This is a genomic window from Bifidobacterium pseudocatenulatum DSM 20438 = JCM 1200 = LMG 10505, from assembly GCF_001025215.1.
GTDB lineage: Bacteria > Actinomycetota > Actinomycetes > Actinomycetales > Bifidobacteriaceae > Bifidobacterium > Bifidobacterium pseudocatenulatum.
Genome location: NZ_AP012330.1, coordinates 122,538 through 142,747, shown reverse-complemented (window position 1 = coordinate 142,747; position 20,210 = coordinate 122,538). Strand labels below are relative to the sequence as shown.

14 protein-coding genes are annotated in these 20,210 nt (G+C 56.7%); 4 read left to right on the top strand and 10 right to left on the bottom strand.

Going from position 1 to position 20,210, the window contains the following annotated elements; all coding sequences use genetic code 11:
• The first annotated feature begins 349 nt into the window (after positions 1-349).
• The 3 genes from BBPC_RS00535 to BBPC_RS00525 are packed head-to-tail and all read left to right on the top strand — an operon-like array spanning position 350 to position 5,936.
• Complete coding sequence (locus tag BBPC_RS00535; RefSeq protein WP_004223066.1) at positions 350-3,097, top strand: YhgE/Pip domain-containing protein; 2,748 nt, start codon at positions 350-352, stop codon at positions 3,095-3,097.
• Positions 3,094-5,286 (top strand): YhgE/Pip domain-containing protein, encoded by a 2,193-nt coding sequence (locus BBPC_RS00530; RefSeq protein ID WP_004223064.1) that lies wholly within the window; start codon positions 3,094-3,096, stop codon positions 5,284-5,286. Before BBPC_RS00535 ends, BBPC_RS00530 begins: the two co-directional genes overlap by 4 nt.
• Positions 5,283-5,936, top strand: a complete 654-nt coding sequence (locus BBPC_RS00525; protein WP_004223062.1) for a TetR/AcrR family transcriptional regulator — start codon at positions 5,283-5,285, stop codon at positions 5,934-5,936. The genes BBPC_RS00530 and BBPC_RS00525 overlap by 4 nt, the downstream gene beginning before the upstream one ends.
• 137 nt (positions 5,937-6,073) lie before the next feature.
• Here the strand turns inward: BBPC_RS00525 and BBPC_RS00520 are convergent, their stop codons facing one another.
• From BBPC_RS00520 to BBPC_RS00490, 7 genes are all read right to left on the bottom strand, one after another.
• Positions 6,074-6,631, bottom strand: a complete 558-nt coding sequence (locus BBPC_RS00520; RefSeq protein WP_004223060.1) for an FMN-binding protein — start codon at positions 6,629-6,631, stop codon at positions 6,074-6,076.
• A 56-nt stretch (positions 6,632-6,687) separates the two neighbouring features.
• The gene (locus BBPC_RS00515; RefSeq protein WP_152595402.1) at positions 6,688-7,485 is read right to left on the bottom strand and encodes an ABC transporter ATP-binding protein; all 798 of its coding nucleotides are present in this window, start codon (positions 7,483-7,485) and stop codon (positions 6,688-6,690) included.
• A gap of 26 nt (positions 7,486-7,511) precedes the next feature.
• Positions 7,512-8,732: an ABC transporter permease gene (locus tag BBPC_RS00510; protein WP_033524177.1), complete on the bottom strand. Its 1,221-nt coding sequence runs from the start codon at positions 8,730-8,732 to the stop codon at positions 7,512-7,514.
• 125 nt (positions 8,733-8,857) lie between these two features.
• Positions 8,858-10,222: an ABC transporter permease gene (locus tag BBPC_RS00505; protein WP_004223055.1), complete on the bottom strand. Its 1,365-nt coding sequence runs from the start codon at positions 10,220-10,222 to the stop codon at positions 8,858-8,860.
• A gap of 16 nt (positions 10,223-10,238) precedes the next feature.
• Entirely contained in the window at positions 10,239-11,510 is a 1,272-nt protein-coding gene (locus BBPC_RS00500) for a DUF2318 domain-containing protein (RefSeq protein WP_003833716.1), read from the bottom strand.
• Positions 11,511-11,855: 345 nt separating this feature from the next.
• The gene (locus tag BBPC_RS00495; protein ID WP_003833714.1) at positions 11,856-12,518 is read right to left on the bottom strand and encodes an iron transporter; all 663 of its coding nucleotides are present in this window, start codon (positions 12,516-12,518) and stop codon (positions 11,856-11,858) included.
• An 89-nt stretch (positions 12,519-12,607) separates the two neighbouring features.
• A complete protein-coding gene (locus BBPC_RS00490) occupies positions 12,608-14,302 on the bottom strand; it encodes an FTR1 family iron permease (RefSeq protein ID WP_004223048.1) in 1,695 nt (564 codons plus the stop codon).
• 408 nt (positions 14,303-14,710) lie between these two features.
• On the opposite strand from BBPC_RS00490, the gene BBPC_RS00485 reads away from it, so the two are divergent.
• Positions 14,711-15,772, top strand: coding sequence for an FAD:protein FMN transferase (locus BBPC_RS00485; protein ID WP_004223043.1), 1,062 nt, complete (start codon positions 14,711-14,713; stop codon positions 15,770-15,772).
• A 60-nt stretch (positions 15,773-15,832) separates the two neighbouring features.
• Here the strand turns inward: BBPC_RS00485 and BBPC_RS00480 are convergent, their stop codons facing one another.
• The 3 genes from BBPC_RS00480 to BBPC_RS00470 form a co-directional block, all read right to left on the bottom strand.
• Positions 15,833-17,677: an ABC transporter ATP-binding protein gene (locus tag BBPC_RS00480; protein WP_033524176.1), complete on the bottom strand. Its 1,845-nt coding sequence runs from the start codon at positions 17,675-17,677 to the stop codon at positions 15,833-15,835.
• 14 nt (positions 17,678-17,691) lie between these two features.
• Positions 17,692-19,443 (bottom strand): ABC transporter ATP-binding protein, encoded by a 1,752-nt coding sequence (locus BBPC_RS00475; RefSeq protein WP_004223038.1) that lies wholly within the window; start codon positions 19,441-19,443, stop codon positions 17,692-17,694.
• A 107-nt stretch (positions 19,444-19,550) separates the two neighbouring features.
• Complete coding sequence (locus BBPC_RS00470; protein WP_004223035.1) at positions 19,551-20,042, bottom strand: MarR family winged helix-turn-helix transcriptional regulator; 492 nt, start codon at positions 20,040-20,042, stop codon at positions 19,551-19,553.
• Between the last annotated feature and the right edge of the window lie 168 nt (positions 20,043-20,210).

Below are 20,210 nucleotides of genomic sequence, written 5' to 3'. Positions count from 1 at the left end.
AACGCTACCAAAACCCAATCGCAGTGCGCTACACGAGAGGATTGTTTGTGCGCAACCAGCACAACCTGCGATTGCTGTCTGCACAAGTCACGTGCCATCTCGTAATCACAAGATCGCAGACAACAGACTCGACTTGCGCATGCACAGAATGCAAGTTGTGCGGTCATTAACGGCAAGATTCACAGTTCCGCCGCAGTTTGTCGTGTTTATTTCAGTCATGGGCGGAGCGCATTTACGTCCGTGCCCAAATTTGTCCGAGAACGGGTATTACGATACGGGAGGCGTAGCGCTACGGATAACGTATCGCTACGCGCGAACACGGTCGAACATCCATTGGACTGGGGAGACAATGCGCAACGTACTGCAGATTCTGCGTCGTGACCTCAAACGACTCGTCACCGTACCCGCCGCCTGGGTCATCATGATCGGCATAATCATCATTCCGCCGCTGTACGCATGGTTCAACATCTACGGATTCTGGAATCCGTACGGCAACACCCAAGGCATCAAAGTTGCCGTGGCCAACGTCGATAAAGGCACCGACAACGCCCTGCTCGGCAAAATGAACCTCGGCGACCAGATCGAAGACACGCTGAAAGACAACGACCAGCTTGGCTGGGAATTCATGGGCAAGGCCGAAGCGATGGAAGCGATACAGTCCGGCGACTGCTATGCGGCAATCATCATCCCCTCCAATTTCAGCGAGGATCTCGCCAACGTCGTGACCGACAGCAAGAACCGGCCGACGCTGGAATACTATGTCAACGAAAAATCGAGCCCAATCTCCCCGAAAATCACCGATCAAGGCGCGACCACCGTCGACCGTACCGTCAACAACACCTTCGTCTCCACTGTCAGCGAAGTACTCACTAAAGCCGTGAACTCCGCGAACGGCACCATCAACGGCAAAACCAACTCCTTCGTCAACGAAACCACAGCAGAACTCGACAAAACCCAGAAGAACGTAAACCTCATCCGCTCCACCATCGAAGATCTTGACGCACAGCTCGCCAACGTGCCGCAACAAACGCAATCCGCACGTCAGGCAATGAACGACGTGCAACTGGCCGCAGCAAGCGCCGGCAAGGGCCTGGCGAACACCGCCACCGCCATCGGCACCACACAGAACGGTCTCAATACCTTCACTTCCAACGCCAACACTGCTTTGGAAAACGGTTCCGGCCTGATTTCGCAGGCCACCAGCGACACCACCACCAGCATCAACAAGGTGACCACAGCCGTCTCTTCCGCGAGCGGAGCCGCACAGCAGGCCGTCAGCAGCATGCAAAGCGTGACCGACCGTAACGCCCAGCTCATCGAGAAGCTCAAGAACGTCAGCGACAACACGCAGTACCAAGACATCATCAAGAAGCTTGAAGACACCAACAACACGGCCGCTGGCACGCTCAACGACCTCAAAACGTTGAGCGAGAACACGCAATCCACGTCCGACAGCGTGTCCAAACTCGCCACCGACTTCAACACCAGCACGCAAAATTCACTGAAAAGCATGGGAGATGCCCGCAACACGTTGAATTCCGGCGCGCTCCCCCAGCTCAACTCAGGCCTGAGCTCGCTCGCCATGACCGCTGGCACGCTGTCTGGCACCGTGACCAGCCAAAACACCATCGTCACCCAAACCTCCGCCGTGCTCGACCAGCTCGACCAGGTAACGAACGACACCCGCACCACCCTGCAGAACACCGACAAGCAGCTTGAACATGTGGAGAACAAGCTCATCACCGTCAGCACCGACCTGAAGGCACTCGGCAGCGTCGACATGCTGAAAAACCTGACCGGCGGCAGTTCCCTCGACACGGAGAAAATCGCCTCGTTCATGCAGTCCCCCACCGTGATCGACACGAAGAACGTGTACCCGATAAACTCCTACGGTTCCGGCATGGCTCCGCTCATGACCAATCTGGCCCTGTGGGTGGGCGCGTTCGCCTTCGTGGTGATCTTCAAGGTGGAAGTCGACGATGAAGGCCTCGAAGGCCTCGACCTGACCGCTTCCGAAAAATATTTCGCCCGCTACATGCTGCTCGGCATCATGGGCGCGGCCCAAGGCACGATCACCACCATCGGCGACCTGCTGCTTGGCGTGCAGACCGTGAACGCACCGCTGTTCGTACTTACCGGCGCCATCACATCGCTGGTATATCTGAGCATCACATTCGCACTATCGACCACGTTCATGCATATCGGCAAGGGATTGTGTGTCGCGTTGGTTATCGTGCAGATTCCGGGCGCTTCCGGCCTGTATCCGATTGAGATGATGCCGAAATTCTTCCGCATGGTCTACCCGTTCGTGCCATTCAGTTATTCGATTGACGCGTTCCGAGAGACGATTGCCGGCTTCTACGATGGGCATTGGCTCAAGTCGATTGGCACGCTGCTGCTGTTCGCCGTGGCCGCATTCTTCATTGGACTTGCGATTCGCCCGCTGCTGGTCAATCTCAACCGCCTGTTCGCCCGTCAAATCAAGGAAAGCGACATGATCATCGGCGAGGAAGTGCAGCTTCCGGAACGCGGATACAACGTGTCCCAAGCCATTCAGGTGCTTGCCGACAAGGGCGGCTACCGTGAGGCGATCGAGGAACGCGCAAGCCGTTTCGCCGAACTGTATCCGAAGCTCAAGCGTGGCGCGCTCATCGCCGGTTTCATTGTGCCAGTGATTCTGGTGCTGATCTTCTCCTTCACCAACGGCGAGAAGAGCGTGGTGCTTGCCACCTGGATCATTTGGGTGCTGCTCATCATCGGATTCCTGATGGTCATCGAATACATGCGTTTCAGCCTGCAACGCCAGGTGGAACTCGGCAGCCTCAGCGACGAAGCGATTCGCGAACAGCTGGTGGAACGTCAAGCTGCGAGGCTGCGCCGCAAGAAGCGCGCGCAACAAAACAGGCGAGACAAGTTGATGCGCAAGGCACGACGAAGAAAACACGAAACCAAACAGGCGATCGCCAACGTCGCAGGCACCAACCAAGCCGACGCCGACGGCGTCGCAACACTGGTACAGGCCATGAACGCGGCCGGCAACACCGGCACAGCGAGCAACGCCAATCCCAACGGTAACAGCGAAAGGAGCAACGCATGAAAAACATCTGGAAACTGTTCGTCGGCGACGTTCGACGCCTGACCAGCAACATCGTCTCCATCATCATCGTTACCGGACTGGTGGTGATTCCGGGTCTGTTCTCTTGGTTCAACATCAGCGCAAGCTGGAATCCGTTCGCCAATACCGGCAATCTGAAATTCGCCGTCGCCAACGACGATGAAGGCTACAAGTCCGACCTCATTCCAGTAAAGATCAGCATCGGCGACCAAGTGGTCAACACCTTGCGCGCCAACGACCAGATGGACTGGACCTTCACCACCAAAAAAGAGGCCATCGACGGCACCAAATCCGGCAAATACTATGCGGCAGTGGTGATTCCGAAGGATTTCAGCACCCGCATGATGACGTTCTTCACCGCAGACGGCGACCATGCCACGCTCACCTACTACAACAACGAGAAGAAGAACGCACTCGCCCCAAAGATCACCGGCCAAGGAGCCGACACCGTAGCAGCGCAGATCAACGAAATGTTCTCCGAAACGTTGACGAGCACCGCGCTCAGCATCACCTCGCAGCTGGCCGACGAGCTTGACAAACCGGAATCGCAGGCCACGCTCACCAACTTCAGCAACAACATGGGCAATTTCGCGAACACGCTCACCGACACGTCATCCGCGTTGACCACGTTCAGCTCACTGACATTGAGCGCACAGAACCTGCTCGACAGTTCCAACAGCCTGCTTTCCAACGTGAGCGACAGCGCGAAGAACGCCGGCAACGAGCTCAAACAGTCGAAAAACAGCATCAACGATCTGACCGGAGCCGTCAAAACCAGCACGAACGCTCTCAGCACCGCGTTGAACAGCTCGGCGAACAGCTTCGGCGCGGTCTCCACCGATATTGACAGCGTATTCAACAATGCGGGCACCCAAGCCGGCAATACGGCCACTGCCCTGCGCAATCAGGCCGCAAACGTAACCAAGCAGGCGCAAAGCTACCAGAACATCTACGACGCCCTCGACGAGCTCAGCAACAACAATCTGATGCCGGAAGTCGCGAAAATCGCCATCGATCATCTCAAAACCAACGTGGGCGCGACCATTACGCAACTCAACGATCTAGCGAACTCACTCAACACCAGCGCCGACAATATCGACACGAAAGTGAGCGACACCACAGCCGACCGCGAGCGCGTGAACCAGCTCGCCCAGCAGGCGAAGGCCTCCATCGACGGCATCAAAACCGATTTCGACAGCCAGCTCAAGCCGCAGCTCAACGATATTTCCGATTCGATCAGCAACACGGTCACCGCATTGAGCAGCACGGCCGCCGATCTGAAGGGCGCGTTGGGAGATCTCAACAGCACCACGAAGTCGGCAGACAAGCAGCTGACCAATATTCGCACGGTGCTTGATTCCACCGCCGAAAGCCTCACCAAGGCGGGCACCGCGCTGTCTTCGTTCAATGGCACGCTTTCCGACGCACTGAACAGCGGCAATATGGACACCGTCAAGGAAGTGCTCGGCAATAACACCGATTCACTGGCGGCGGCTCTCGCGGCCCCCGTCCAGGTGAAGCGCACAGCTGTGTTCCCTGTTAAGAATTTCGGCTCGCAGTTGGCGCCGTTCTACACGATTCTTCCACTATTCGTAGGTTCGCTGCTTATGGCTGTAACGCTGAAACCCGGCGTTTCACGCAAGAACCGTGAGGGTCTTGACAATCCGAAGCCGCATCAGCTGTTCCTCGGCCATTATGGCGTGTTCGGTGTGATCGCGCTGCTGCAGAGCACGTTCTCGCTGGGCGGCAATCTCCTGTTTCTGCATGTGCAGGCGGTGCATCCATGGCTGTTCATGCTGGCTGGCTGGACGAGCTCCTTGGTGTTCTCGTTCTTCACGTACACGATGGTGGCGAGTTTCGGCAATATAGGCAAGGCTATTGGCGTGCTGGTGCTAGTGGCGCAGATTTCCGGCTCGAATGGCGCATATCCGCTGGCCGTGCTGCCGAAGATCATCAGCGATATCAGCCCGTTCCTGCCGGCCACGCATTCGATTGTGGCGTTGCGTGCGGCAATTGCCGGTATTTACAACAACGATTACTGGCATGCGCTCGGCTCGCTACTGTTGTTCCTGATTCCGCTGCTGCTGATTGGCCTGGTGCTGCGTATTCCTCTGGTCAAGTTCAACAAGTGGTATGTGGCGAAGGTGGAAAGCACCAAGGTGATCTCATGATTACCGGAGTGCATGAGGCGGTTTCCGAAGCCGTTTCCGATGTGGTTTCCGACGCGGTCAGTGACGTGCATGAGGCTGTTCGCAAGGCGCAGAGCCGCCGCGAGCAGCTTCGTGAGCAGACCGATCATAAGATTATGAAGGCCACGCTTGCGATTGTGATTTCCGATGGCGTCGGCGCGGTGACCATCGAAGAGGTCGCTCGTCGTTCTGGCGTTGCGAAAACCACGATCTATCGCCGCTATAAGAATGCTGATGATCTGTTGCACCGTGTGCAGCTGGAAGTTGCGGGATTACCGGATTTCAGCGATGTCGAGTTGTCGAAAAACGGTTTGCTGACGATGTTGCAACGCATTCAAGGTTGTTTTTTCGACAGCGATTTTGGTTTGAAGGCCGTTGGTGTGGTGCTTTCGTCTGATAACACTTCGTTGAATGCGATTGCCAATCAAGTACTTGTTCCTGCGGAAAAGCGTTTTTCTGAGTTTGTTGAACGCGGCATGAAGGCCGGAGTGTTCCGTAATGGATTGAATCCGCAATTCCTGTTCAGCACGATACTCGGCTCCATGCTCGCCTGTAAGGCGTTGCATGGCGATGCGAGTATTCCTTGGCCTGAGAACATGGCGGCCGTTCTGTGGCCCGTTATGGCCGTCTGAAAGGCATCGCAGAGCAGAGCTGCCATAGTAATCTGAAACTTAGTGAGCGCCCCCGCTACGGCCTTTGATCACTCTTTGGGTGCGGCTGTAGCTGAGGCGCTCATTGTACGTTTGCGGGCTTTTCGCCGCTACTGGCCCTACTGGATTGACGCTTCCTGACGGGCCACGTCCAACGCCTTGTTGAACGCTTCCGACGTCCAGCTGGCACCGGCCACCTTGTCTACCTTGAGGTCTTTGAGCGGCTTGCCGTCCACCACACCGTTGATGGCTTCGGCGAACGCATTCTGGTGCTTTTTGGAGATGGACGTGAACGGATGCCCGATAACCTCCACATTGGTGACGGTCTGGTCTTTGACCGTCACATGCACGTCGATAGTGTCTTCGCTCACCGGCCCGTACTGGCCGTTGATCGAGTAGGTACCGTCGGCGTAGTTGCCGGTGTCTTGCTTATCGGATGTAGTGCTGTTCGGATCGTCGGCATGGTTTTTGACGTCCGTATCCGCAGAATCGCCGGAGTCGGTGGCACTACCGCTGTTCTTTGAATTTTCTTCCTGCGATTGCACGCTTTCGCCGGAATTTCCGGCATATTCATCGTCCATTGGCGTCGCCGTGGGTTCGCCGCATGCCGACAGCAATGCAAGGCTTGCCGCAGACAGTGCGATTACTTTGATCGCATTCGATGATTCGTTGCTCATGTTCGCTCCGTACGATTCGTCAGTGCTATGGCTTGGATTATTCGGCTGATTTCAGCTTATTCCTCACCCCCGGTTTTCGCGACTTTGGTCGGATCGGCGAAGCTGATGGCCGTCTCGCCATTCTGTGCGCCTTCCGTAGTGGAACCGGTGTATGCCGGCTTGCCACCCGCCTGCTCATAGGCCTTCCGTGCGGCCTCATCATTCCACTTCTCGCCGACGAGCACGCCATGGTTGAGCATAATCTCGCGCTGGGCACAAGATGCGACGAGCGCATCATGGGTCACGACGATGATGGTAGTGCCCTGCTCGTGCAGCTGACGGAACAGGTCAAGCACGATTTTCTCGTTCTTCTCATCCAAATTGCCGGTCGGTTCGTCCGCAAGAATCAATTTCGGGCAGTTGATGAGCGCACGTGCGATGCACACGCGCTGCTGTTCGCCACCGGAAAGCTGGCCGGGCAGATGGTGGGCACGCTCCTTCAAACCGACGCGTTCCAACGCTTCCAACGCCTGCTGCTCGTTGACTACGGAATGATAGTACTGTGCCACCATCACGTTTTCCACAGCCGTCAGATGCGGTACCAGATAGAACTTCTGGAACACCAATCCGATCATGTTCTTACGCACGTCGGCAAGCTGCTTGGCGTTCAAATCCTCCAACTTGCGGCCTTCCAGCATGACGGAACCCTTTGAAGGCGTGTCCATGCAGCCAATCATGTTCATCAGCGTGGTTTTACCGGAACCCGACGAACCGACAATCGCAAGCCATTCACCTTGCGGAACGGTCAAAGTCAAATCGTCGACGGCACGCAAATCGCCGTAAATCTTGGAAATATGATCCAATTCAAGCAACATATTCAACGTATTCTCGGAACTCATGATTATTCCTCCCTCAAAACGATGGCGGGGTCGATACGGGTTGCGCGGCGAACCGGCGGAATGGATGCGATGACGGCGATGAGCACGCTCAACAGCAGCGAAGCGACGCCCAACAGCCAGTTGAAGCCAATGGCACGCTCGAATACGGACACGCACAGCACGCGGGCCAGCAAGTAGCCGATGATAGTGCCGACCAGGCCGCCAATCAGTCCGTAGATGGCGGATTCCACATAGAATTCGATGCCGATGGCCTGCGACGATGCACCCAACGCTTTGCGCAAGCCGATTTCGTTGCGTCGCTGAGACACGATGGAACTGATGGTGGTGCCCACGCCGACCAGCGTCAGCACGAGCACGACCAGCGACACGATCCAGAACAGGGTTTGCAGCATGGCGATGATGCGGGTGTCGGATGAGGTGATTTTGGTGACGGTCTGCGCTTTCACGCCGGTTGACGGATTCGCATTGATTGATTTGACGACGTCGTTGAGTTCGCTACCTACCGCATTGACGGAATATTCGATCACGTCCGCACCGCGTTTGGAACCGGCCAGTTTGGCCACGTCAGCATTGACTGCGTAGACGATTCCGTCTTCGCTGCCGCCCGTATCGACGATGCCTCCGACACGGAATTCGGTGCCGGTGTTCTCCATAATGTCGGACGAAACGCGGCCGTTTTCCATGGCTTGCGCTTCGGTTTGGCCGGGAGCGCCGGAATCCTGCGCATCGTCGGATGCACGGTAGCCGATGGTCACGGTCGAACCGATGGAGACGCCGAGCGCGTCGGCCACGTCACGGCCGAGCATCACATTGCCTTCGCTGGGCCAATCGCCAGTCACATTCCAATGATGGTTGAGCGCTTTCACATCTTTGGTCGTGATGCCGGCCAGCGTGTATGGCGCCGAGTTTATGCGCACGCTTTCATACCGGTAGGCGGCGGAACGGGCGCTGTATGAGCCTTTCACCATCTGGTTCAACGCTTTGGTGGTATCGGTGTCGATGCCGTTGGACTTTTCGGTTGATTCGGACGGTGTGACGATAAGATTCGCGCCATACGCGCGCATTTCCTCGTTCATCTGCTGTGGAACGGCAATACACGTTGCAGCAAGGCAGAACAGCGTGGCAGCACCCACCATGGAGGCGATCACGGCCATAACGGCTCGCGAACGACGGCGGAACACCGCGCCCCACAGCATGGTGAAGAACATCTTGCGATTAGTCATCTCATGCCCCTTACGGACTGTCTTGAACTCACCTGCCATGCAACACCTCCGCGGACGAACAGCACAGTGTGCCGTTCGTGACCGAGGCCGCAGCCGCGGCCGAGTTTACGGAACTCAGGTTGAAATCAGCGGCCATGCAACACCTCCGCGGGTTTGAGTCCCAGAATCGAACGGATCGACGAGAACGAGGCGATCAGCACGGTAAGCGTCAGCAGCACAAACACCAGCACAAACACCATCGGACGCATCGTAATGCCGGAACCGAATACCACGTGTCCCACAATCTGCGCAACACAGGAACCCAACAGCGCACCAACAATCGCGCCAACCAACGAAATCACAGCCGTCTCAGCGAGCATCAGGCGGGAAACCGCACCATCGGTGGCACCAATCGCCTTCAGCAACGCCAATTCGGAACCGCGCTCACCGATCGAGGCGGCCATCAGATTCGCCACTGCAATAGCGGCCGCAACCAACGAAAGCACGGTCATCAGCACCATCACCGCCTGCGTTTTCTGCAGCACATCGCCCTGCAATGCGGCCACCTGACGCACCTGCTTGGCTACGGAACCGGAAATAACCTCTTCGATCTGGTAGGCGATGGACGAAGGGTACGCGGTGCAATACCATGTTTCCCACTCGTCTTGCGTGAGCGCGTTCGGATTCTTCGACGCCTTTCGCGCCAAATCATTGTCTGGCGTGGTCAGCGCTTTGACTTCGATCTCGTCAATAGAATCAGGCAGATTCGCAAGCACCTGCGCGGTGAATGACGGAATGTACATCGCGTTGTTGTCGCTATCGCCGGAATCGTAAATGCCAGTGATAGTGATCTGCTGCTTGTTGCGGCTGCCGTCGGCGGTGGTTTTGTAGAGGGTTACGGTGTCTCCCTTGGCCACGCCGAGCTTGGATGCGAGCGTGGTGCCGATCAGACCTTGCGCGCTATCATCTTTCGGCCAAGAGCCGTCAAGCTTCCACCACGAACGCATGCCGTTCATACCCGCCACCGTGGATTCGCCGGAATCCATGTGCAGGGTCTTCGCGAACCATGTGCCCACAATCGGCACTCCGGAAGCCTTACAGGAGCTGGAATCCGCCGATGCCGCCGATTCGGACGCGCAGTTCACGTCAGCATGGATATTAAGTTCGGGGGCAAAATTCGTGATATTGAACGCCCAGAAGATGGTTTTGATCTTCGGTACATCCGATTCCTTCAAAAATGTGGTCGGATCGGATTCGGAAGTGCCGGAAGCGCTGCTGTCAGCATCACCACCCGTGTTGTACAGGTCGTTGACGACGGCATCAGCCTTGGGCTGCACGATGATGTTGGAACCGTACGTCGACAGTTCGGCGTTCAGCTTGTCTCCAACGTCGAACACCACGCCCAACATGGCCACGCTGACCGTGGCCGACAAGCACACGGTGACCGCGATCAGCAGCCTGCGTTTGAACTGCCTGCTGAACGAGCGGAAAATCATTCGAAGAAAGAACATGACTACCTCTTTCCGCTCACTGGAAATGCGTCGACAATGCGTCGAGCGTTGAAGTTTGAATTACGATTTTGCCGGATTCAACCTGATAATCGAACGGCACAGGATTGCAGCCGCCCTTGAACCCGATAGTGGCGAGGTTGATGGCGACATCGCACTTCTTGCAGATGATCTTGCCATCCTTCTCGTAATAGCCCGCGTCACCGCAGTTATCACAAGCATCAAGACCGACACCGTACGCTCCACCATTCTTCTTGATGATGATGAAACGCATCACTGTGCCGTCTTTCGCCTTGTATTGGAAGCGATGCAGATGACCGTCGTTGATTTGGCTGAATTTGATGGTGGCCACGCCGTCGCTCAGCGAATAATCCTCAGGCGGAGACAGCGTAATAACCCTCTTCGTTTGCGCCACACCATATGTGAGCGCGAACGTGATGCCAATCATCGCAACAAGGCTCCATGCGCCGGCCGCCTTCGCACGACGACGGAACGCGATATGCGATCGCACAATGGCCTCATTGGCGCCTTCCGGCTTGATTTTGAAGCCCATCACAATGCTGGCGGCCACCGGAATAATGAACACCAACACCATGGCAATGACCATATGACGCTGATGATTAATGCACCATACCAACGCCAGGAACGCTTCCGTAGGGAAATGAACGATGCGCTTGGACTGCAGAATCTGCGCAAGATCAGTGAAATGCGAAACAAACAGCAGCGCAATCAGCAGCAGCACGGCCGTAGTGAACGACCAACGAATCGCAGTGGAACGCATCGTACGGAAAATCAACGCCGCAACAATCGCAGTGACCGCACCCAATACGAAACCAAGCGCACGAAGCAGCATATCCGAAGTGAAGATCGGATCTCCCGGCTCCACGAAAATCGTCAAACGCAAAACTACATCAGGCAACGCACGGAAGGTGGTGGCGGCAATCGCAAAAGCGCCAATCGCATTCGCAATATCAAGCAACGCGCGATGATCATGCCAATTCGTAGTGATGCGACGCGCGAACAGCACAACAACGAACACTGCGACATCGAAAATCACACAACACCACAACGTGGGGTAATTGACGAACGTACGCTGATTGATCACCGCGGTCGCACGCAACGCGGCGAACACAATGGCACCCGCGAATCCGATAATGAAGCCCGCAAGACGCCAGTACGCGCTCAACGGCTTGTCACGACCCTCACCGACCGTGAGCATCACGTTCAGCGCCATAATCAGCAAAGCCGGTGCCAGCGTTCCCTGCAACACCGTGACGTACTGCGTCAGCATCTCACACCTTTCGTCGTATATCCCTGTCAAAGCCTAGTGAATTCAGCGCGCAAAAGGAACCCCCTTACCAAGATTCCCAAAAAAGCGCGTTATCTCCCAAAAGCGCATCCCCTAAAACGCAAGAAAGCGGTTGCCTGGATGGTTGTTCGCCCGTAGACTCGGCCAGACGGCCTTAAGTACGTCGAACGACTATCCAAGCAACCGCGAACGCCGTACCCATATTCGCGCTACTTGCATACGTTTCGCGATACGGGAACGGCGTTGATCACGAGTTGAATCCCAACATGAATTCAGGCTTACATCCAAACCGTTTCGCTTGGCATGTGCCGGAATTCACGTTCCAGATCACCACTCCTGCGGGGTGTAGTTCCACTCCGGGAAAGTGACCTCGAGCGGCTCGGTCCAGAAGCGGCCCTCAACGCCGGTTTCCGGATCAACGTGGAGCATCCAACCCTTCTTCTCCGGGGATTCGATCTTCAGCACGAGCTTGTAGGAGCCAGCTTCGTCGAGCTTGATGTTGGCGCCGTAGTGCGGGCCATCGGAAGCGTTCATCTGCATGAAGGTACCAGAATCAACGGTCTCGTTGTTCGCGTTGTTGATGATCTCGTAGTTCACGGTCAGATCCGGCACGAAGTCGCCCTTGCCGTAGCCGAGCTTAGTGCCCTTCTCGTTGGCGTGAATGTCGGCTTCCAAGTGGAAGGAAGCGTCGGCAGCCTTCAGGCCCATGCCGGACGGTTCCATATCGATCGGCTGGAAGTACACGGCGTTGACGGTCAGAGCGTCAACATCCTGATCGGAGTGCTTCTCGTCGACCTGGATCTCTTCGAAGCCGGCATTGGAGCTGTCGTCAGCGCTGGAATCGCTGGAGCTGTCGGTGGCGTTCGAAGTGGAGGTGTCGGACTTGGCGTCGGATGCGGAATCGTTGGAGTTGCCGCATGCGGACAGGGAGAAAGCCATGGAGCCGGCCAGCAGGACGCCGAGCAGGGCGGCGATCTTCTTATTCTTCATTGTGTTCTCTTCCTTTTCTTTGGTTCCTCGAGGAACGTTGGGAACTTATGGAAATCTCTAAATATTTACTTGTGATTATTGATTGGCGCTTACTTAGCCTGTTCCGCTTGTGCGGCCAACTTCATCCTGTGTTTCTTGATGAAGCCGACTACGAACAGCGCAACCACCGCGATCGCAGCAATCACCTGTGCCGCAATAGTTTCGACGTACGGATACAAGCCGATCCAATCGTTAGTTGGCACAATGCTCAAGTAGGTACCTTCAATAAGATCACCCTCGATGAGCGCATGGATGCCGCCACCCGCGAAAATGACAACCAATGCAGCCATCAAAATCGAAGTTACGAGGAAGAACGGGCCGATCGGAATCTTCACCGAAGTGAATCGCAAGATCAGGAAGATGACGATCAGCACCGCGGCGGCGGTCAGACCGCCAACCCACATGCCGTGCGCATCCTGGCTCATGGAGTAGATGGATTCGTAGAAGATCACCGTTTCGGCACCCTCACGGAACACGGCAAGGAAGCTCAACATGGCAAGCGAGGTGACCATGCCCAAGCCCAGGCCCTGACCGGATTCGACCTTGCTTTGCGCGCCGGCAACAACAGCTTCGGTCTTGTTCCTGATGTAGTTGTTCCACGCTTCCACGGAGCTCTTGTTGAGCATCCAATTGCTGGTCCACAGCAGCATGAGGGTGGCGATAAGCGCGCACACGCCTTCGGAAATCTCCTGAATCGGGCCGGAACCGCCGAACAGGAACGTGAAGAGCACGGCAACCAAACCGGAGCCGGCCAGACCTGCGACCACACCAAGGTAGATCCACTTGGCGAAACGCTTGTTGCCGGACTTCACCAGATAGGCGATTACTGCGGCCACCACCAGCAGCGCTTCGAGGCCTTCACGGATCAGAATGAGGAACGCCTGACCGGCAGAACTGGTAACGAGCTTGGTGAAGCCGTTGACATTGCCGGACGCACCACTGTCGAGGATGGCCGCATCTTTCACGAGCCAGCTCTTCAAATCGTCGACGAGCTGCTTGATTTCCTTGTCGGAACCGCCGTCGCGCATGGTCTTACGAGTCATCTTGAACTGGTATTCGACCTGCGAAACACGGTCGCCGGAAATAGCGTTCATCACGTTCTTTTCGAAGCCGAGCTTCTCGTAGTACTGGTAGTAGGCGTTGTTGACCAGCGTGGCGCCTTCGTCCCCCTTGCCAGCAGCGGCAGCCTCGTATGCCTGGTCGAGAATAACGGTCATTTCGTTGGCAACCTCACTCCACGTGCGGTCGCCTTTGCCTTTGGACGAATTCTTCTTGGCCGCGTCAAGCTTCTTGCGCTCTTCCGCGGTTTGTGCGGCACGCTGCTTCGCGTATTCCTTAGGATTGGCGAGGTCTGCGTTCGCATCGAGCGTTTGCGCGGTTGCGTTGATTTCGGCGGTCAGCGCGTCGATTTTGGTTGCGATGGCGTCGCCTTGGTCCTGCTGGTAGGCAAGCCCTTCAAGATCGGTGAATTGCTGTAGCAGTTCCTTCTGCTTGTCGGCGCTGATGGTGTCGTTGACGACTTTCGAGAAGTTGGATGCGTCGTAACCGATCCAATGCGCGGTCTGGAAATCGGTGCCAGCCTGACCGTAATTGCCGTCATTATAGTCTTTTTCGGCGGTTGCAAGCTGGTCTTCGATATTCTTCGCGGCGGCAGTCCAGGAATCAAAATTCGTTTGACCGTCATCGGCGGCGATTGCCGACTGCGGAACCGCGGTAGTCGCGAAAAGCGTGGCGAGCGCAATCATCAGCGCGGCGACGAGCGTGACGAGACGGCCGGAAGCCGAGACTCGTGGATCGCACGGATCATAGGAACCGGTTGCGTAGCGCTGCGCAACGCGAGATGACATGTTCCAAACCTTCCTTCTCAAAACTTTTCAGTGTGCGACGTGCGCACCGAAAGCCAAGATAAAACGAAAGTTTTTTAAAGAACAGTCTTGATTTTTAATTTGTTCTGATGTATCGAGTATGGAGAATCGGCGGAATTCCGCCATTCCTGTTTTTACCATCTTCGGCGTGTCATCTCACATAGTGGCACACTCGCAGCATGCTTGTTGAATTCGACGCGCCGGACGTTCCGCAGCCAAGCACCAGCATCGACAAAACGGGCACATAAGGCCTCACTCTCAACGAACGAACGCGCTAGCATCAGGATTATGGATGCTTCCGTTTCGCTCGTGCAGCGCATGCCCTACACCACCGCGTTTCCCAAGGCGCTCGGCACCGGTTTGCTGGTTTCGACCGCCCGCCCGGTTTCCACGGGCCTGCGTGCCAAAATGGAACGACTCATCGACGGATACGAGCATGTGCTTTCGCGATTCCGCGCCGATTCGCTGGTTACGCGCATCGGAAACGCGGAGCATGGCGGGCATTTCGATTTTCCCAATTGGGCCGGCCCACTGTTTGATTTGTACGACGCACTACACGACGTCACACGCGGCGCGATCGACCCGTGCGTGGGTGAGGATCTGATTCGTCTCGGTTACAATCCCACGCTGAGCTTCACCGTCGAAGCCGACGCCGCCGAGCGCTTGGGCGCTTTGCGCGGACGCCCTGTATGGGGGCACGACGTAGTACGTTCAGATAGTACGACGTTGGTCACGCATGGCTCGGTTCATTTGGATTTCGGCGCGTGCGGCAAAGGCTATCTGGTTGATTTGTTGGGTGGCTTGTTGGGTGGCTTGGAACCGTCATGCGTGTCTCGTGAACCGCACCCACAGCACGCCATGCGGAAGGATTCGGCGCACACTGCTGGGGCAACAGATTTCAATCGAGAGAACACCTTCCCGGAATTTGTGATTGATGCTGGAGGCGACCTGCTAGTACACACGTCCAGCCCGATTCGTGTGGCGCTTGAGGATCCGGACGATTCGTCCCGTGCGGTGGGTGTGGCAGAGATTTGCGATGGCGCGTTTTGCGCGAGCGCGCCCAGTCGCCGCCATTGGGAGGTGGCGGTTGACGAACGGACACATCTGGCTATTCATCATCTGCTCAACGCCGTCGACGGCCTGCCCGCGCAGCAGATGGAGGCCACGTGGATTACTGTGCAATCCACGTTGGTCGTCGACTATCCGACTGCGGTGGCAGACGGTTTGGCTACGGCGCTGTTCGTTGCCGATCCGAACGAGCTGAGCAACACTTTTGCCTTCGATTGCGCCACGTTGGACGCCGACCGTCACGCCACCATCAGCGCCGGTTTTCCCGGCCGCTTCTTCTGATCGTCAGCCGGCTCAAGCAAGCCAACCAAAGCACCCCACTTAAGCCAGCCACTCAGCCGCTCAGTCGATCAGCGTGAACTGGCTGTTATAGATGTCGGCGTAGAAGCCGTTTCTAGCGAGCAGTTCCTCGTGGGTGCCGCGTTCCACAATGTCGCCGCCGTTCATCACCAAAATCATGTCGGCGTCGCGGATGGTGGACAGTCGGTGCGCGATCACGAAGCTCGTACGTCCCACCGTCAGTGCGTCCATGGCCTTCTGAATCAACTCCTCGGTACGGGTATCCACGGAGGACGTGGCCTCGTCTAGAATCAGAATCGGCGCGTCCTCAACCATGGCGCGGGCGATTGTCAGCAGCTGCTTCTGACCTTGCGAAAGCGACGCCTTGTCGTCGAGCACAGTGTCGTAGCCATTCGGCAAAGACATGATGTAGCGGTGCAGACCGACGGCTTTGCAGGCGGCCACAATCTGCTCGTCAGTGACGCCCGGCTTCGAGTATGCGATGTTTTCACGCACCGTTCCACGGAACACCCACGTGTCCTGCAATACCATCGAGAACTGGTCATGCACATTCCAGCGCGGAACCGACTTGGTGTCGACGCCGTCGATCGAAATCGTGCCACCGGAAATCTCGTAGAACCGCATCAGCAGGTTGACCATCGTGGTCTTGCCGGCACCGGTCGGACCGACGATGGCCACCTTCTGGCCGGCCTTCACCGACGCAGAGAAGTCGTGGATGATCGTCTTGTCCGGGTCGTAGCCGAACCGCACGTGGCTGAATTCCACATCGCCACGCACCGGCTGCGGCTTGCCATCCACACCGACACCCAGCAGTGCTTTCTTGCCGGATTCGTCGGCCAGCTCCGGCTCTTCCAGGAAACCGAAGACGCGTTCGGAAGCGGCAGCGCAGCGCTGCAGGTTCTGGAACGCCTGCGCGAACTGGGAAAGCGGTTGCGTGAACAGGCGAATGTACATCATGAACGCCACGATCACGCCGAATTCGATCTTGCCGTCCATGGCCAGCACCGCGCCGACCACGCACACGACCACGTAACCGAAGTTGCCGATGAAGTTCATGAGCGGCATCATCAGGCCGGAGAGGAACTGGCTCTTCCAGCCGGAGACGTACAGATCATCGTTGTATTTCTCGAACTGTTCGATGGAGTCCTCTTCGCCGCAGTACGCCTTGACCACGGTGTGGCCGGTGTACATTTCCTCAACGTGCCCGTTCACATCTCCCAACGCGATCTGCTGTCGGGTGAAGTACTTCTGCGAGGCGACCATGATCACGCCCATGATCACCAGGCCAAGCAACGCGGAACCGATGGCGCACAGCGTCATGATCACGTTGTTGTAGAACATCATGATGAGCGCGCCGACGAACAGCGTGATTGAAGTGATCAGCGAACCGACCGACTGGCCGAGCGTCTGGCCGATCGCGTCCACATCGTTGGTGATGCGGCTGAGCACATCGCCGTAGCTGATCTTGTCGAAATATTTGAGCGGCAGGCGATTAATCTTCTTGCTGATCGCCTCACGCAGCTCCTGGGCGGTGCGCTGCGTAACGTTGGCCATCAACCAGCTCTGCAAGTAGCTCAGCAGCGCGTACCCAACATACAGCGCGACAAGCAGCCATGCGATGCGCGAAACAGCATCCATATCAATCGAGTGCATGACCGGCCTGCCATGCACCATGGCCGGCAGTCCCTTCGTGATCTCGTTGGTCATGTCTTTGAGCTTGTCCGGTCCGACAATCTGGCAGATCGTGCCGGCTGCACCCAGAATCAGGGCGAAAATCATCACAGGAATGTAGTGACGGCAGAATTTCGCCAGTTTGCTCATCACACCGCCGAAATCCTTCGGCTTTTCCACGGGTCCGCGAGAGCGTCCCATTGGTCCTCTTGCCATGTTGGTCCTCCCCTTCAGCGATTCAACTCGTCTTCGCTCAACTGCGATTCGGCGATCTGCCGATATACTTCGCAGTTGTCGAGCAGTTCGTGGTGCGTACCTTGGCCAACGACTTTGCCATCGTCGAGCACGATGATGCGGTCGGCGTTCATAATGGTGCCGATGCGCTGCGCGACGATGAGTTTCGTGGAATTCTTCGCTTCCCGTTCGAGCGCGTCGCGTACGGCGCGATCGGTCTTGAAATCAAGCGCAGAGAAGGAGTCGTCGAAAATCAGGATTTCCGGATGACGGTAAACGGCGCGTGCAATCGACAGGCGCTGTTTCTGCCCGCCCGACACGTTGGAACCACCCTGCGCAATGCCGGAATCGTATTTCTTGTCCTTCTTGTCGATGAATTCCGTGGCCTGCGCGACATCGCATGCCGTCTTCACGTCGGCGTCGTTGCGTTCCGTATCTCCGTACGCGACATTGCTGGCAATCGTGCCTTTGAACAGGAACGACTGCTGCGGCACGTAGCCGATCTTGTCGCGCAACGCCTTGAGCGTGTAGTCGCGCACGTCAACGCCGTCGACGAGAACCTCGCCTTGCGTCGCGTCATAAAAGCGCGGCACGAGGTTGACGAGAGACGATTTTCCGGAGCCGGTCGAGCCGATGAATGCGACCGTTTCGCCCTTCTTGGCTGTGAAATTGACGCCTTCCAACATAGCTTGACGCGAATCGGGGTAGGCGAAGCTCACGTTGCGGAATTCGATTTCGCCTTCCATGCCAGGCTTGCCGGCGGTCTTCACACCGTCGGCGACCATCGGATCGGTGTCGATGACTTCGAGCACGCGCTGCGCGGACACGTCGGCGCGTGGCCAGAGCACGAACACCATGCTCAGCAGCAGGAAGCTCATAATCACCTGGATGGAGTAGCTGGAGAACACCACCATGTTGGAGAAGGTGGTGAGCTTGTCGAGCGCTTCGGCGGCGTCGATGAGGTAGGCGCCGATCCAGTAGACGGCCAGCATCAGACCGTTCATGACGGTGTTCATCAACGGCATCATGATGGCCATGGAGCGGTTGGTGAACAGCTGGGTCTCGGTGAGTTCCTTGTTGGCCTCGGTGAACTTGTCTTCCTGGTACTCCTCGGCGTTGTATGCGCGCACCACGCGCAGGCCGGTGAGGTTCTCGCGCGCCACGAGGTTGATATTGTCGGTCAGGCGCTGCATGGCCTTGAACTTCGGCATGACGAAACTCATGATCACGCCGATCACCGCCAGCAGCACGGCTACTGCGACGCCAGTGGCGAACGTCCATTCAAGGCCTTTGTTCGCGATTTTGCATACGGCCCACACGGCCATGATCGGCGCTTTGATCAGCATCATCAGACCCATAGTCACGAACATCTGTATCTGCGTGATGTCGTTCGTGGAGCGGGTGATGAGCGATGCGGTGGAGAAACGGTTCATTTCCGCCGGTCCGAAGCTTTCCACCTTCTTGAATTCGAGCGAACGCAGACGTTGGCTGAACGACGCGCCGACGCGCGCGGCGATGAAGCCGGTGACGACCGCGCACGCCACCGAGCCGAGCGAGACGAGCAGCATTTTGCCGCCCGCTATCCAGATATCACTCATTTCACTGCCCGGCGTTTCCACGAGCTGCGTGATGTCGGCCATGTAATCCGGTAGCGTCAGATCGAACCAGATCTGACCGACGATGCTGACCAGTGCAATGAGCATCTGGACTATCTCCGCTTTGGAGAGGTATCGCACAATGCGAAGCATGCTTGGTTCCTTCTCTTACGTTTTGTTGGCTTGGTTAATTCGGTTAGCTGATTTGCGATTCTCGAACCACGATTGTTTATACTGTAAATTTCTTGCAGTGTGAAGTATTATGCAACTTCCTGTGTGTTTTCTGAAAATGCCTTGGCGACCTCTTCTGGGGTCGGACGCGGCTTGCCGGGCATGCACAGTGACATGTACGTGGTGAATTCCTCGGTAAGCTCAACGAATTCGCGCGCGCGGCGCTCCCCCATTTGCGAGAAGATCCAGCAGATCGCCTCGCGCATGCTTTCGCGCTGACGTTCGGCGCGCTCCCTGCCGGCTTCGGTAAGGTCCACATGCACCACACGGCGATCGTCAGGGTCGGATTCGCGCGTGATCTGGCCTTTTTTCTCCAGTGCGGACAACAGTGCGGACACGCGTCCGGTGGTGGTTTTCATCGAAGCGGCGAGTTGCGATGGCGTCAGCGGACCCTTCCTGTACAGTTCCTGCACCGCAAAGGGTTCACCTTTCGCGCCTTTCGCCATCTCCTGCTGCATACGCGAGCGTTTATCCCATGTGCTGGTCGCCAATTCGTGGAATAGTTCCTCTTCAAAACCCACGCGGCACCTCCTTACGTTGCAATCGCCGTCATAATATCTTACAGTGTAAACAATTTATATCGTAAGTTATTTTCGGGTGATTCTGCGTTGCGCAAAAGGCCGAGATGGTACGAAAGCCGCGGAAATTACGAAAGAGACGAAAATGGCCGCAGCCCGAATCGCAATTAT